This is a genomic window from Citrobacter sp. Igbk 14 (genome assembly GCF_028069825.1).
In the GTDB taxonomy this organism is placed as follows: Bacteria; Pseudomonadota; Gammaproteobacteria; order Enterobacterales; family Enterobacteriaceae; genus Citrobacter.
In genome coordinates this window covers 71,699-87,481 of record NZ_JANEWM010000013.1, presented here as the reverse complement: position 1 = coordinate 87,481, position 15,783 = coordinate 71,699, and the positions used below count along the sequence as shown (strand labels likewise).

The 15,783-nt window shown below is 52.1% G+C and carries 12 protein-coding genes and 1 pseudogene; 8 read left to right on the top strand and 5 right to left on the bottom strand.

Annotated elements, in window-relative coordinates; genetic code table 11:
* Positions 1 to 391 precede the first annotated feature (391 nt).
* Positions 392 to 1,741 (bottom strand): lysine-sensitive aspartokinase 3, encoded by a 1,350-nt coding sequence (gene lysC, locus NNN64_RS07535; RefSeq protein ID WP_271440982.1) that lies wholly within the window; start codon positions 1,739 to 1,741, stop codon positions 392 to 394.
* Positions 1,742 to 2,177: 436 nt separating this feature from the next.
* Between lysC and pgi the strand changes: the two genes are divergently transcribed.
* The 6 genes from pgi (at position 2,178) to psiE (ending at position 8,662) form a co-directional block, all read left to right on the top strand.
* The gene (pgi, locus tag NNN64_RS07530; protein WP_271440981.1) at positions 2,178 to 3,827 is read left to right on the top strand and encodes a glucose-6-phosphate isomerase; all 1,650 of its coding nucleotides are present in this window, start codon (positions 2,178 to 2,180) and stop codon (positions 3,825 to 3,827) included.
* A gap of 418 nt (positions 3,828 to 4,245) precedes the next feature.
* Positions 4,246 to 4,488, top strand: coding sequence for an exopolysaccharide production protein YjbE (gene yjbE, locus NNN64_RS07525; RefSeq protein ID WP_003826562.1), 243 nt, complete (start codon positions 4,246 to 4,248; stop codon positions 4,486 to 4,488).
* A gap of 119 nt (positions 4,489 to 4,607) precedes the next feature.
* Positions 4,608 to 5,246, top strand: a complete 639-nt coding sequence (locus tag NNN64_RS07520) for a YjbF family lipoprotein (RefSeq protein WP_271440980.1) — start codon at positions 4,608 to 4,610, stop codon at positions 5,244 to 5,246.
* Positions 5,243 to 5,980: a capsule biosynthesis GfcC family protein gene (locus tag NNN64_RS07515; protein ID WP_271440979.1), complete on the top strand. Its 738-nt coding sequence runs from the start codon at positions 5,243 to 5,245 to the stop codon at positions 5,978 to 5,980. The genes NNN64_RS07520 and NNN64_RS07515 overlap by 4 nt, the downstream gene beginning before the upstream one ends.
* Positions 5,980 to 8,076, top strand: a complete 2,097-nt coding sequence (locus tag NNN64_RS07510; RefSeq protein WP_271440978.1) for a YjbH domain-containing protein — start codon at positions 5,980 to 5,982, stop codon at positions 8,074 to 8,076. Before NNN64_RS07515 ends, NNN64_RS07510 begins: the two co-directional genes overlap by 1 nt.
* Before the next feature lie 175 nt (positions 8,077 to 8,251).
* Positions 8,252 to 8,662: a phosphate-starvation-inducible protein PsiE gene (psiE, locus tag NNN64_RS07505; protein WP_003031674.1), complete on the top strand. Its 411-nt coding sequence runs from the start codon at positions 8,252 to 8,254 to the stop codon at positions 8,660 to 8,662.
* Between the two features lie 40 nt (positions 8,663 to 8,702).
* On the opposite strand, the gene xylE is transcribed toward psiE, so the two are convergent.
* The 3 genes from xylE to malF all read right to left on the bottom strand — a co-directional run bounded on the left by xylE (position 8,703) and on the right by malF (position 12,963).
* Positions 8,703 to 10,178 carry a D-xylose transporter XylE gene (xylE, locus tag NNN64_RS07500; RefSeq protein ID WP_271440977.1) on the bottom strand — a complete coding sequence of 492 codons (1,476 nt, stop codon included), beginning with the start codon at positions 10,176 to 10,178 and terminating at the stop codon, positions 8,703 to 8,705.
* A gap of 335 nt (positions 10,179 to 10,513) precedes the next feature.
* Positions 10,514 to 11,404, bottom strand: a complete 891-nt coding sequence (gene malG / locus NNN64_RS07495; protein WP_016155340.1) for a maltose ABC transporter permease MalG — start codon at positions 11,402 to 11,404, stop codon at positions 10,514 to 10,516.
* Between the two features lie 14 nt (positions 11,405 to 11,418).
* A complete protein-coding gene (gene malF / locus NNN64_RS07490; RefSeq protein ID WP_271440976.1) occupies positions 11,419 to 12,963 on the bottom strand; it encodes a maltose ABC transporter permease MalF in 1,545 nt (514 codons plus the stop codon).
* A 40-nt stretch (positions 12,964 to 13,003) separates the two neighbouring features.
* On the opposite strand from malF, the pseudogene NNN64_RS23325 reads away from it, so the two are divergent.
* Positions 13,004 to 13,078, top strand: a pseudogene (locus NNN64_RS23325) (hypothetical protein); the annotation flags it as partial.
* A gap of 15 nt (positions 13,079 to 13,093) precedes the next feature.
* On the opposite strand, the gene malE reads toward NNN64_RS23325, so the two are convergent.
* Positions 13,094 to 14,284, bottom strand: a complete 1,191-nt coding sequence (malE, locus tag NNN64_RS07485; RefSeq protein ID WP_003031680.1) for a maltose/maltodextrin ABC transporter substrate-binding protein MalE — start codon at positions 14,282 to 14,284, stop codon at positions 13,094 to 13,096.
* A 361-nt stretch (positions 14,285 to 14,645) separates the two neighbouring features.
* Between malE and malK the strand changes: the two genes are divergently transcribed.
* Entirely contained in the window at positions 14,646 to 15,755 is a 1,110-nt protein-coding gene (gene malK / locus NNN64_RS07480) for a maltose/maltodextrin ABC transporter ATP-binding protein MalK (RefSeq protein WP_005132674.1), read from the top strand.
* Positions 15,756 to 15,783: the final 28 nt, after the last annotated feature.

Sequence of the window (15,783 nt, the reverse complement as noted above, 5' to 3'; positions counted from 1 at the left end):
ACTATCAATTGAATAATATTATAGAAGGCAAGCATGCTACTATGGGATTGGTTTAAAAAAAAGTGCGGGGTAAATTTTCTGAGAGGGGAACGTCATGAGCTATAAAATAGTCTTTAGGGTATTAATTGATGGCGAGAATGAATTTTGCGATTGTACATGACGATTGTAACAAAAAATTGCATAATGCCTTGATCGGTTATTTATTTTCTGTATAGGTTAAAGCGACGGAGTTATTATATCTAAATTTATTTTTAATAAAATTTAATGTCAGATGGGTTGTTACGATGGTTTGTCGGCGCAATGAAATAGCGCAGCCATTCCTAATGGGGAGGCTGCGCTTGTTGGTTGCGGCAGGAAAAGGGCCTGTTGCTTCTGGCCCTATAACATGATGTTATTCAAACAAATTATGGTGCAGTTTCTGGACGACCAACTCGGCTTCGGTGCCCGGCACCAGGAAGCACAGGTTATGGCTGGATGCGCCGTAGCAAATCATGCGAATGTTGAATGGCTCCAGTACACCGAACACCTCTTTGCCGACGCCACAGGCTTTTGACAGGTCATTACCAATCAACGCCACTAGCGCCAGACCTTCTTCAACTTCAACCCGACACAGGGCAGACAGTTCCATCAGCAGAGACTGTGTTAACAGTGTATCGCCGGTGGAGGTGGAGCCGGTGGTGTCCAGCGTCAGCGCCACACTGACTTCGGATGTGGTGATCAAATCTACCGAGATATTGTGGCGTGCCAGGATGCCGAACACTTCCGCTAAAAAGCCGCGAGAGTGCAGCATATTCAGGCTATGCAGCGTCAACAGTGTTTGTTTGCGGCGCAGGGCCAGCGCCCGAAACAGCGGCGGATTCGCGGTTTTATTACACACCAGCGTGCCGCCTGCTTTTGGATCTTTGCTGGAGCCAACAAACACCGGGATATCGCTACGTACGGCAGGTAACAGGGTTGCCGGGTGCAGGACTTTCGCACCGAAGGTTGCCATTTCCGCGGCCTCTTCGAAGGCGATCTCATCGATACGCTGCGCTGCGGGAACAACGCGCGGATCGGTGGTGTAAATGCCAGGAACATCGGTCCAGATATCGACGCGCGTAGCGTGCAGCGCTTCGGCCAGCAGGGCGGCTGTATAATCGCTGCCGCCGCGTCCCAGTGTGGTGGTACGGCCTTTGCTTTCGCTACCGATAAAGCCCTGAGTAATGACCAGACCTTCGCTCAACCGCGGGGCAAGCTGGATGGCTGCCAGTTCGGCCAGCGCCGCTACATCTGGCTCAGCACGACCAAAGCGATCGTTGGTGCGCATCACTTTGCGGACATCAAACCATTGGGCCTGAACGTTACGCTCGCGCAGGATCTCAACAAACAGCAGGGTAGACATCAGTTCACCGTGGCTGACCAGTTCATCCGTCAGCGCCGTGGAGGTAGCCAGTGAGGCCGCCTCGGCCAGCGTAGTAATGTTTTCCAGCAGACGCTCAATTTCTTCGCGGATCACGTTCGGATAACGCAGGCGTTCCAGAATATTGAACTGAATTTGACGAATGGCGTCGAGTTTCTCGAAGCGCTCAGTCGGCTCCAGCCCTTCTGCCAGTGCAACCAGCAGATTGGTAATACCTGCTGAAGCGGAAAGCACCACTAAGCGGACGTTAGTATCGGAAAGTACGACATCCGCGCTGCGATTCATGGCGTCAAAATCCGCCACGCTGGTACCACCAAACTTGGAGACAACTACATCAGTCATAACTACCTCGTGTCAGGGAATGAATAGAGCGACCATGGCACATAAGGCAGAACAAAAACCGGTGCAGGCGCAAATGCAAATACCGTATTACATTTCGTCCTTCAATCTGCCTCTTCGTTGGCTGCACCTGCTCACCACAGTCACTTACTTCAGTAAGCTTCTGTGGATTCTCAGGTTTGCCGCCTTGACGCAAATCGAATGACTTTATGTATATAAATAAAAGGCATGGCCTGTGCTGTCAACGCTGGGATTATGCGGATTTTTCATGCTGCAACTGCGTTGAGTAACGGTACTAATAACAACGCTGAAAACCGCTATACTTTTTAGCCACGTTTGGCGGATGCCCTGGCAATGGCATTAAAACAATCACACTTTTCTGTGACTGGCGTTACAATCGATCTCAGTCACAATTCTCAAAATCAGAAGAGTATTGCTAATGAAAAACATCAATCCAACGCAGACCTCAGCCTGGCAGGCACTACAAAAACACTTTGAAGAGATGAAAGACGTTACTATCGCGGACCTGTTCGCGAAAGATAGCGATCGTTTCACTAAGTTTTCCGCGACGTTTGACGATTTGATGCTGGTGGATTTCTCCAAAAACCGTATCACGGAAGAGACGCTGGCTAAACTGCAGGATTTGGCGAAAGAGACCGATCTGGCGGGTGCCATCAAGTCCATGTTCTCCGGTGAGAAAATCAACCGCACCGAAGACCGCGCCGTGCTGCACGTGGCGCTGCGCAACCGTAGCAATACGCCGATCATCGTTGATGGCAAAGATGTGATGCCGGAAGTGAATGCGGTGCTGGAGAAAATGAAATCCTTCTCTGAAGCGATTATCTCCGGAAGCTGGAAAGGCTACACCGGCAAAGCGATCACGGATGTGGTGAACATCGGTATCGGCGGCTCCGACCTCGGCCCGTTCATGGTGACCGAAGCGCTGCGTCCATATAAAAATCACCTGAATATGCACTTTGTGTCTAACGTCGATGGTACGCACATTGCTGAAGTGCTGAAGAAAGTGAACCCGGAAACCACGCTGTTCCTGGTCGCGTCTAAAACCTTCACCACCCAGGAAACCATGACCAACGCCCACAGCGCGCGCGACTGGTTCCTGGCGACCGCTGGTGACAATAAACACGTTGCGAAACACTTTGCTGCGCTGTCCACCAACGGTAAAGCGGTTGGCGAGTTTGGTATTGATACTGCCAACATGTTTGAGTTCTGGGACTGGGTTGGCGGTCGTTACTCTCTGTGGTCTGCCATTGGCCTGTCCATCATTCTGTCCGTGGGCTTCGACAACTTCGTTGAGTTGCTGTCCGGTGCACATGCGATGGACAAACACTTCTCCACCACCCCGGCGGAGAAAAACCTGCCGGTACTGCTGGCGCTGATCGGTATCTGGTACAACAACTTCTTCGGTGCAGAAACCGAAGCAATCCTGCCGTACGACCAGTATATGCACCGCTTCGCGGCCTACTTCCAGCAGGGCAACATGGAATCCAACGGTAAATACGTTGACCGTAACGGTAACGCCGTGGACTACCAGACTGGCCCAATCATCTGGGGTGAGCCGGGTACTAACGGCCAGCATGCGTTCTACCAGCTGATTCACCAGGGTACCAAAATGGTTCCTTGTGACTTTATCGCGCCGGCGATCACCCATAACCCGCTGTCTGATCACCATCCGAAACTGTTGTCTAACTTCTTCGCTCAGACCGAAGCGCTGGCATTTGGTAAATCTCGTGAAGTGGTTGAGCAGGAATATCGCGATCAGGGTAAAGATCCGGCCCAGCTCGAACACGTTGTGCCGTTCAAAGTGTTTGAAGGCAACCGTCCGACGAACTCTATTCTGCTGCGTGAAATCACGCCGTTCAGCCTGGGTGCGCTAATTGCACTGTATGAACATAAAATCTTTACTCAGGGCGCCATCCTGAACATCTTCACTTTCGACCAGTGGGGCGTGGAGCTGGGCAAACAGCTGGCAAACCGCATTCTGCCGGAACTGAATGATGATAAAGAAATCACCAGCCATGATTGCTCGACCAACGGTTTGATTAACCGTTATAAGTCCTGGCGTGCCTGATGGCGCTGCGCTAATCAGGCCTACAGGCGCACACTTGTAGGCCGGATAAGGCGTTTCGCCGCCATCCGGCATTAATGAAATAAAAAAGCCGATATTAATATCGGCTTTTTTATAAGATTACTCCAGGATATCTACACCTTTTCTTCATTTCTTAATTGAGCTTAATCCTAAAATAATTCATTCAACGTTATCCTGTTTCTGATATTTTCAGATTTTCCGGGTATTGTGTTTTTTATTTATATATTTTAACTGATTGATTAATTTAACTTTGTTATAAGTGGTTAATAATTTCATTTCTTGCCATCTAATTATCCTAAATATCCGGCCGGTCTAATTTGCATACTTTGGTTGTGTATACTCGATCTCGCCCGAAATTCTTTTGGGTAAATCTCCATTCATGCAATGAAGGGAATTTGTGATGAAAAAAGTTCTGTATGGCCTGTGGGCTATATCTGCGCTTGCGGCGACCTCTGTTTATGCCGCCCCCGTTCAGGTGGGGGAGGCCGCAGGGTCGGCAGCGGCGTCGGTTTCGGCAGGAAGTTCCTCCGCAACCAGCGTGAGCACCGTAAGTTCTGCTGTGGGGGTCGCCCTGGCGGCAACCGGTGGTGGCGATGGTTCTAATACCGGAACAACCACTACTACAACCACCAGTACCCAGTAGTACCGGTACGTTTAACCATAACCACACTTCGGTGTGGTTATTTTGGATTGCCATAAGCCTGTGGGATTTGTAGGCCGGGGTAAACATAGCATCACCCGGCAATAATGCGGAGAAGCGTCGTGAAGCGACCAGCGCTGATATTGGTTTGCCTGTTATTACAAGCGTGTTCAGCTACCACCGAAGGGCTGGGTCATTCGCTGTGGGAGAGTGTGTTTGGGTCACCTGGCGTTCTGATGACGGATGATGATATCCACAATATGCCCTACGCCAGCCAGTATATGCAGCTCAACGGTGGTCCCCGGCTGTTTGTCGTGCTCGCTTTTACCGAAAACGGGCAGCAGAAATGGGTGACTCAGGATCGGGCCATTCTCGTAACGCAGCATGGGCGACTGGTGAAAACGCAACTCGGTGGCGACAACCTGATCGAGGTGAATAATCTGGCGGCGGATCCACTGATCAAGCCCAATCAGATAGTCGATGGCGCAACGTGGACCCGAACGATGGGCTGGACTGAGCATCAACAGGTCCGTTACGCCACTGCCCACTCGATTTTCAAATGGGATGGCCCTGATAGCATCAGCGTGGGCAGCGAAGAGACCGCGGTTCGGGTGCTGGACGAAGAGGTGACGACCGATCAGGCGCACTGGCATAACCGCTACTGGATCGACAATGAAGGGCAAATCCGTCAGTCAGAGCAGTATCTGGGTGCACATTTCTTCCTGGTGAAAACCACGCTGATTAAGGCGGCAAAACCATGATGAAACGGACAATTACCGCGTTGCTCGTCAGTCTGAGTATGTCATCTGTTTTTGCCGCAGGTGACGTAAAAGTGATGATCGCAGGCCACTCAGAACCGCAGATGTTGACCGGTGCTGAACATCTGATCGACCTGGTGGGACAGCCACGATTAAGCAACAGCTGGTGGCCGGCAGCGATTCTCGGTGAAGCGCAAGCCACTATCTCGGCACAACGCCAGCAGCAGGCATTACTGGCGCGCCTGGCAGTGCTGAGTGCAGAGGAAAGTGGTGAGGATGCTGCAGCGATTAACGCGCTACGCCAGCAGATTCAGGCAGTGAAGATAACCGGCAGACAGAAGATTAACCTCGACCCGGATGTTGTGCGCGTCAGCGAACGAGGCAACCCGCCGTTGCAGGGTAATTACTCGCTGTGGGTTGGTCCACAGCCAACGGAGATAACGCTATTTGGCTTACTAAGTCGTCCGGGTAAACAACCGTTTATGCCCGGCCGTGATGTGGCCAGTTATCTCGCTGAACAACATCGGCTCAGCGGTGCAGATCGCAGCTATGCGTGGGTGGTCTATCCCGACGGACATATGCAGAAAGCGCCAGTGGCTTACTGGAACAAACGCCACGTTGAGCCGATGCCCGGCAGCATCATTTTTGTCGGACTTTCCGAAGCCGTCTGGAGCAACGTTCCGGATGAAATCAATGCCGATGTTCTTCGCACCCTGACTCAGCGGATCCCTGAATAATGAGAAAAACTTATCTGCTCAGCCTGTTGGCGCTGGGCGTGAGCGTTGCCTGCCACGGTGAAACCTGGCCTGCACCCGTTGGACCATCACAGTCCGATTTTGGCGGCGTGGGGCTGCTGCAAACCCCGACTGCGCGGATGGCCCGTGAAGGTGAAATGAGCCTCAACTACCGCGATAACGATCAATACCGTTACTACTCAGGGTCGGTGCAGCTTTTCCCCTGGCTGGAAACCACGCTGCGCTATACCGATGTTCGCACCAAAAAGTACAGCAGTGTAGAGTCGTTTTCTGGCGATCAGACATACAAGGATAAGGCGTTTGACCTCAAACTGCGGTTGTGGGAAGAGAGCTACTGGATGCCGCAGGTCGCGGTTGGTGCACGGGATATTGGTGGAACCGGTCTGTTTGATGCGGAGTACATTGTGGCGAGTAAAGCCTGGGGACCGTTTGATTTCTCACTGGGTCTTGGCTGGGGCTACCTGGGGACCAGCGGCAACGTCAGCAACCCGCTGTGTTCCTACAGCGATAAATTCTGTTATCGCGACAATAGCTACAAACAGGCGGGTTCTATCGATGGTAGTCAGATGTTCCATGGTCCGGCATCGTTGTTTGGCGGTGTGGAATATCAAACCCCCTGGCAGCCGCTGCGTTTGAAGCTGGAGTATGAAGGCAATAATTATCAGCAGGATTTTGCGGGTAAGCTGGATCAGAAGAGCAAGTTTAACGTCGGCGCTATTTATCGCGTCACCGATTGGGCCGACGTTAACCTCAGCTACGAACGTGGCAACACTGTTATGTTTGGCTTCACGCTGCGTACCAACTTTAACGATCTGCGGCCCGCGTATAATGACAATGCCCGCCCGAAATATCAGCCCCAGCCCCAGGATGCCATCCTGCAACATTCTGTGGTGGCGAATCAGCTAACGTTGCTGAAATATAACGCTGGGCTGGCAGACCCTAAAATTCAGGTGCAGGGCGATACGCTATACGTCACCGGTGAACAGGTGAAATACCGTGATTCGCGTGAAGGGATCGAACGCGCCAACCGGATCGTGATGAACGATCTCCCTGACGGGATCCGCACGATCCGCATTACGGAAAATCGCCTGAACTTACCGCAGGTGACGACCGAAACGGAGGTTTCCAGCCTCAAGCGCCATCTGGAAGGCGAGCCGCTGGGTCATGAAACCCAACTGGCGCAAAAACGCGTTGAGCCCGTGGTGCCGAATACTACCGAGCAGGGCTGGTATATCGACAAATCACGTTTCGATTTTCACATCGATCCGGTACTTAACCAGTCGGTGGGTGGGCCGGAAAACTTCTATATGTATCAACTGGGCGTGATGGGAACGGCGGATCTGTGGGTCACGGATCACCTGCTGACCACCGGTAGCCTGTTTGCCAACCTCGCCAATAACTACGACAAGTTTAACTACACTAACCCACCGCAGGATTCGCATTTACCGCGGGTGCGTACCCATGTGCGTGAGTATGTACAGAACGACGTCTACGTGAATAACCTGCAGGCCAATTACTTCCAGTCTCTCGGTAATGGATTCTATGGACAGGTTTACGGCGGTTATCTGGAAACCATGTACGGCGGGGCGGGCGCGGAAGTATTGTATCGTCCGCTGGACAGCAACTGGGCGTTTGGCATTGACGCCAACTACGTGAAACAGCGTGACTGGCGTAGCGCACAGGACATGATGAAGTTCACCGACTACAGCGTGAAGACCGGGCATTTGACGGCGTACTGGAATCCTTCGTTTGCTCAGGATGTTCTGGTGAAAGCCAGCGTGGGGCAGTATCTGGCGGGTGATAAAGGCGGCACGCTGGAAATTGCGAAACGCTTCGATAGCGGCGTGATAGTTGGCGGCTATGCGACTATCACGAATGCATCGCCGGACGAGTACGGAGAGGGGGATTTCACCAAAGGGGTGTACGTTTCCGTGCCGCTGGATCTTTTCTCCTCTGGTCCAACCCGCAGCCGTGCAGCGATAGGCTGGACACCGTTAACGCGTGATGGTGGTCAGCAGCTTGGGCGTAAGTTTGGTTTGTACGATATGACCAGTGACAGGAGTGAGAACTTCCGTTGATGTGAATGTTGATCGCCCGGTGGCGCTACGCTTACCGGGCCTACGGCAGGCCGAATAAGGCAAAGCCGCCATCCGGCAAGAACCGTTGTGCGAACAAAATCTAAACAAAAAATGTAGATCTCTGTCACATTTTTGCGTTATACAGGAACCTCGCCACTGAGTAAGAGGTGCTGTTATGACGTCGCTATCTCGTCCGCGCGTGGAGTTTATCTCCACCATCTTGCAGACCGTGCTGAATCTGGGGCTGCTGAGTCTGGGCCTGATCCTGGTCGTATTCCTCGGGAAAGAAACGCTGCATCTGGCAGATGTGTTGTTCGCGCCGGAACAAACCAGCAAATATGAGCTGGTGGAAGGACTGGTGGTTTACTTTCTGTACTTTGAATTTATCGCGCTGATTGTGAAGTATTTTCAGTCAGGGTTTCACTTTCCGCTGCGCTACTTTGTCTATATCGGGATCACTGCGATTGTGCGGTTGATCATTGTCGATCATAAAGCACCCATGGATGTGCTGATCTATTCTGCGGCGATCCTGCTGCTGGTGATCACCCTGTGGCTGTGCAACTCGAAGCGGTTGAAGCGAGAGTAAAAAACAACACGCCGTTGGGGCGGCGTGTTGCAGGTCAGTCTTATTGTGCAGAGACGGGTTTGGCTTTCTCTGCTGCGGGTTCCCACAGCTCTTCAAGTTCTTCCAGTGTTTTACCTTTGGTTTCCGGTACGAACTTCCACATGAACAGCGCCGCCAGAATGCCCATACAACCGTAAATCCAGTAGGAGAAACCGTTGTGGAAATGGGAAACCAGCCAGGAGTTTTTGTCCATCATCGGGAAGGTCCAGGAGACGAAGTAGTTCGCCAGCCACTGGGCTGCGACCGCAATGGCGAGTGCTTTACCGCGAATCGCATTGGGGAAGATTTCTGCCAGCAACACCCAACACACCGGTCCCCAGGACATAGCGAATGCTGCGACATAAAACAGCATCGACAGCAGCGCCACCAGGCCGGAAGCCTGTGTATAAAATGCAGTGCCGAGGCTGAACATCCCAATTGCCATGCCGAGTGCGCCAATGATCTGCAGCGGTTTACGACCAAACTTGTCCACCGTCATGATAGCCAGCACGGTGAAGCTGAGGTTGATTACACCGACAATAATGGTCTGCAATAGCGCCACATCGGTGCTGGCCCCAAGCGTTTTGAAGACTTCCGGTGCGTAGTACAGCACGACATTGATGCCGACAAACTGCTGGAAGATGGATAACATCACGCCGATGACGATCACGCCTGCACCAAACATCAACAGACGACCACCGGTTTTGCGTCCATGCTCAAGTGACTGATTAATCTCCTGCATTGCCTGAGTGGCGAGTGTGCTACCCATAATTTTGCGCAGAATACCTTCTGCCTGCTCATGTCTGCCGCGCGCCATCAGCCAACGTGGGCTTTCTGGTACAGTATACAGCAGCAGTAAAAACAGCAGGGCGGGGATACTTTCGGAGGCAAACATATATCGCCAGCCATCGGTATTCAGCCAGTTGGCATCACCAGAACGGGCAATAAAATAGTTAACGCAGTACACCAGTAACTGGCCAAAAATAATCGCGAATTGGTTAAAGGAAACCAGTTTTCCACGAATATGTGCCGGAGCCAGCTCAGCAATATACATAGGTGAAAGCATGGAAGCTAAACCTACGCCAATACCACCGATGATGCGATAAATAACGAATTCGGGGACATACCCTGCTAAATAAACAGGTACAGCATTATCGGGGTTAATGGTGGTAAAACCTAATTCTGGCCATGCGGAACCGATGCCGGAAATAAAAAATAACAGCGCAGCGATTTTCAGCGAATCCCGGCGACCAAAGCGGTTACTGCAATACCCGCCAAGCGCGCCGCCGATGATGCAGCCAATCAGTGCACTGGCAACACAGAAACCTAACAGCGAGTTAGCGGCGGATTCACCGAGGTTTTGTGGGGCAACAAAAACAGTATTTAAGGACTCTACCGTACCGGATATGACCGCAGTGTCATAACCAAATAATAGACCTCCTAATGTAGCAACTAGCGTAATCGAAAATATATAGCTGGAATTATATTGGGTATTCATTCAGACCTGCCTTAGACGATACAGCTCTTTTTATCAGTATTGGAGATGGTGGATTTAACAGGCAGGGAAGACAATTATCATTTTTTACATTGCAATTACGTTTTGTCTTTTCTGTGATCTTAGCTCTGTTTAATATGTTGCCAGTCAGGTGGGGAATTTAATTGCAGTGATGGAGAGCACGAAAGGAAATAATCATAACGGCAATGCAAAATAACATAAAAAAAGGGCGCTCCGTAGAGCGCCGAATAACAGTCACAGGTTGGGATAACATAAGTTGAGGGTTGCAGTGGCATTGCCCGTTGCCGGGCGGGGTAACACAACTACTTTGATGAAACTTAACCTTTCACACCACCCGCGGTCAGGCCGTTGACCAGCCAGCGCTGTGCCAACAGGAATACCAGCGTGATCGGAATGGCGGAAAGTACAGCTGCGGCGGCAAAGTCGCCCCACAAATAGTTCTGTGGATTGAGGTACTGCTGCATACCTACCGCAAGGGTGTAGCTGTTCACATCACGCAGCAGCAGTGATGCGACCGGGACTTCAGTAATGGCGGCAATGAATGACAGAATAAACACGACCGCCAGAATCGGTACCGAGAGCGGCAACAGCACCAGGCGGAAAGCCTGCCACGGCGTTGCGCCATCCAGCGCGGCCGCTTCTTCCAGCGAACCATCAATGGTTTCGAAATAGCCTTTAATCGTCCACACATGCAGTGCGATGCCGCCAAGATAAGCGAAGATCACACCACCATGGGTGTTGAGACCGATAAACGGAATGTACTGGCCCAAGCGATCAAACAAGGCATACAGCGCGACCAGGGACAGCACCGCCGGGAACATCTGGAAAATCAGCATCCCTTTCAGCAGCGTTGCTTTGCCCGGGAAACGCATGCGGGCAAAGGCATAAGCACAAGTGGTGGAGAGCGTCACAATACCGATCGCGGTAATGGTGGCTACTTTTACTGAGTTCCACAGCCATAACAGCACCGGGAACGGCGGCGGGGTCACGCGGCCATCCGCGTGCTCTACGCTAAAGCCCAGCGCCAGTTTCCAGTGCTCCCAGGAGATGTTTTCCGGGATCAGACTGCCAGTGGCAAAGTTACCTTCGCGCAGCGAGATAGCGATAACCATCAGCAGCGGGAACATGATCGCCGCGATAAAAATCAGCAGCAGCAGGTGCGTTGTTAAGAGACGCAGTTTCTGAGATTTGGGTTGTACCATAGCCATGTTCGTTGTCTCCCTTAATCAAACTTCATACGCGTGGCTTTCAGGTTCACGATCGCCAGTGCGCCTACCAGCAGGAAGATCAGTGTGGCAATCGCGGCCGCCAGACCGAAATCCTGACCACCGCCACCTTCAAAGGCGATACGGTAGGTGTAGCTCACGAGCAGGTCGGTATAACCGGCTGGCGTGGTGGTGCCAAGTCGATCCGGGCCACCATTGGTCAACAGCTGAATCAGCACGAAGTTGTTAAAGTTAAAGGCAAAGCTAGCAATCATCAGCGGCGTTAGCGGCTTAATCAGCAGCGGAAGCGTAATCTTAAAGAAGTTCTGGAACGGGCCTGCGCCATCCATTGCTGATGCTTCATACAGGTCATCAGGAATCGCCTTCAGCAGCCCCATGCACAGGATCATCATGTACGGATAGCCGAGCCAGGTGTTGACGATGATAATCATCGAGCGCGCGGTGGTTGGGTCGCTGAACCAGGCCGGTTTGATGCCAAATAGCGCGCTCAGCATCATGTTAATTTCACCAAAGCTCTGGTTGAACAGCCCTTTGAAAATCAGAATCGAGATAAACGATGGCACGGCATACGGCAGAATCAGCAGGACACGGTAAATCGCTTTACCCTTCAGGGATTCCCACTGCACCAGACAGGCCAGCACCATCCCTACCGCAACGGTGAGGATTACCGTCAGGACTGAGAACACCACCGTCCAGACGAAGATTGCGAAGAACGGCTTCTGGATGCCTTCATCGGTAAATACGCGGGTGAAGTTGTCCCACCCAATAGCGACGGTATAGCCTGGACTGAGTTTTTCTGTACCCCAACTCCCGTCAGCGTTAATTGCCTGATAGTAACCAACATCGTTGTTGGCCCGGTATTTTACGCCGCTCTGGTTATTGGTGAGCGTACCGTCATCAGCGAGCGTATAGAGCGGCTGCGTGCCGGAGAACTGACGCAGCGAACTCATGATAACTTTGCTGTCATCCGGCAGAATGGCCGTTAACTGCGTCAGCGCCTGACGATTTTGGGTGATAATACGCAGCGTCGCGCGTTCGCCAGTTGGCAGTGCATCAGCGTCCTTCAGTTGCAGTTTCTGCTCGCCGCCAAATTTAAAGGCATCGGAAACGTAATTTTTTCCTGTTTCACCGTCGGTAAGGGCCAGTTGCCACTCATCACCCGCCGGGTACAAGCCGAAATTATAGGTTTTGCCTGCCTGATATGAACGTTCCATCAGGACTTGTTGAGCGCGTTCAAAGGTCAGCTGGTTAGTGCTGCTGTAGTTGGTAAAGGCAATGGCAATGGTGCAAACCAACGGAAACAGAACAAACAGCCCCATCCCCGCGACACCAGGATAAACATAGCGCCAGGCATAGGCTTTACGGTTAGCGAAAATATACAGGCCAGCAGAGCTTAAAATCAGCGTCATGATGGCAAACAGGTACTCCCCCTGAGCGTACATCAAAACAACAAGGTAACCGACCAGTAGCCCAAGCAGACCCATCACTGACCATTTCAGCGTGTCGCTTTGCCACCAGTGCTTCTTTTTAATGACATCCATGGGGATCTTCCTCTACAACATTGAACATCTGTCGGCAAAAGTGCCTGATGGCGCTGCGCTTATCCGGCCTACGGTGAGTTGTAGGCCGGATAAGGCATTTATGCCGCCATCCGGCACGTGTGCTACAGCACTACTTGGTGATACGACCCTGTGCGTCTTTCAGTGCAGCATCAACAGTCTGACGACCGCTGGCTGCGTTGATCACTGCGGTACGAACGGCGTACCAGAACGCTGACATCTGCGGGATGTTCGGCATGATTTCGCCTTTCTGGGCGTTATCCATGGTGGCAGCGATGCGTGGATCTTTTGCTAATTGATCCTGGAAGGATTTCAGCGCAACGGCACCCAGCGGTTTGTCCTTGTTCACTTCATCCAGACCCTGATCGGTCAGCAGGTAGTTTTCGAGGAACTCTTTTGCCAGTTCTTTGTTCGGGCTGGCGGCGTTAATACCGGCGCTCAGTACCCCAACAAACGGTTTAGACGCTTTGCCTTTGAAGGTTGGCAGCAGCGTTACGCCGTAGTTGATTTTGCTCTTGTCGATGTTCGACCATGCCCACGGGCCGTTAATGGTCATCGCGGTATCGCCTTTGTTAAAGGCCGCTTCAGCGATGGAGTAGTCGGTATCCGCGTTCATGTGTTTGTTCTTGATGAGATCAACCAGGAAGGTCAGACCGGCTTTCGCGCCAGCGTTATCCACGCCGACGTCTTTCACATCGTACTTACCGTTTTCAAACTTGAATGCGTAACCACCGTCGGCAGCAATCAGCGGCCAGGTGAAGTACGGTTCTTGCAGGTTGAACATCAGTGCAGATTTACCTTTCGCCTTCAGCTCTTTATCCAGCGCAGGGATCTCTTCCCAGGTTTTTGGCGGGTTCGGAACGAGGTCTTTGTTATAAATCAGTGACAGTGCTTCAACCGCGATTGGGTAGGCAATCAGCTTGCCGTTATAGCGTACGGCATCCCAGGTGAACGGATAGAGTTTGTCCTGGAACGCTTTGTCCGGGGTGATTTCGGCCAGCAGGCCAGACTGTGCGTAACCACCAAAACGGTCATGCGCCCAGAAGATAATGTCCGGGCCATCACCGGTCGCGGCAACCTGCGGGAATTTTTCTTCCAGCTTGTCAGGGTGCTCAATGGTGACTTTGATACCCGTGTCTTTCTCGAATTTTTTGCCCACTTCAGCGAGGCCGTTGTAGCCTTTATCGCCGTTAATCCAGATAACCAGCTTACCTTCTTCAATCTTGGCGAGAGCCGAGGCGGAGAACATCATCGTCGTCAATGCGGACAATGCGAGGATGCGTGCGCCAGTTTTGATTTTCATAGTTCCCATCCTGTTTGGTGATTTTGCAGAGGTGGCTTAACGGTTACTAGTTTCTTTATACGACAACCTCTTTCCATCCTCCTTACCCCTACGCCCCACCCGTTCTTTATGTGATCTGTGTTACATAAATGTGAGTAATGCGTACTGGCGCACATAAAAACCCACTGATTTTTGCAAGCAACATCACGAAATTCCTCTGAGGCAGGTAGCCTGGGTCTCAGACGCTGCTCTCTCATCCTCCCGCCTCCTCCCCCATAAAAAAGCTGGGGGGTGGAGGATTCACGCCGTTAAGGGATAACGCATAGTCAATCCATCAATGAATGTTGCTGTCGATGACAGGTTGTAACGAAGGGAGAAGGGCATGGCGAGCGTACAGCTGCGAAATGTAACGAAAGCCTGGGGTGACGTGGTGGTATCGAAAGATATCAATCTCGACATTCACGAAGGGGAATTCGTGGTGTTTGTCGGACCGTCAGGCTGTGGTAAGTCAACCTTGCTGCGTATGATCGCCGGACTTGAGACCATTACCAGTGGTGATTTGTTTATCGGGGAGACCCGGATGAACGACATTCCGCCCGCCGAACGTGGTGTGGGGATGGTCTTCCAGTCCTATGCGCTGTATCCCCATTTGTCCGTCGCTGAAAACATGTCATTCGGCCTCAAACTCGCTGGTGCGAAAAAAGAGGTGATGAACCAGCGTGTTAATCAGGTTGCGGAGGTGCTGCAACTGGCCCATCTGCTGGAGCGCAAACCCAAAGCGCTCTCCGGTGGGCAACGTCAGCGTGTGGCAATTGGCCGTACGTTGGTTGCAGAGCCGCGTGTCTTTCTGTTGGACGAACCGCTGTCAAACCTCGATGCCGCACTGCGCGTCCAGATGCGCATTGAAATCTCCCGCCTGCATAAGCGTCTTGGCCGCACGATGATTTACGTCACCCACGATCAGGTCGAAGCGATGACCCTGGCCGACAAAATTGTGGTGCTGGATGCCGGCCGCGTCGCGCAGGTTGGTAAACCCCTCGAGCTGTACCACTACCCGGCTGACCGCTTTGTTGCCGGGTTTATTGGTTCGCCAAAGATGAACTTCCTGCCGGTGAAAGTGACAGCAACGGCGATCGATCAAGTTCAGGTTGAGCTGCCTAACCGCCAGCAAATATGGCTACCAGTGGAAAGCCGCGCGGTGCAGGTCGGCGCCAATATGTCTTTAGGTATCCGCCCGGAACATCTGCTGCCCAGCGATATTGCTGATGTCACCCTCGAAGGTGAAGTACAGGTAGTCGAGCAGCTTGGTCACGAAACTCAAATCCATATCCAGATCCCCGCCATCCGTCAGAACCTGGTTTACCGCCAGAACGACGTGGTGTTGGTAGAAGAGGGTGCCACATTCGCTATCGGCCTGCCGCCAGAGCGTTGCCATCTGTTCCGTGAGGATGGCACTGCATGTCGTCGGTTGCATCAGGAGCCGGGCGTTTAAGGTCCCCATAAAAAAACGAAACGCAAAA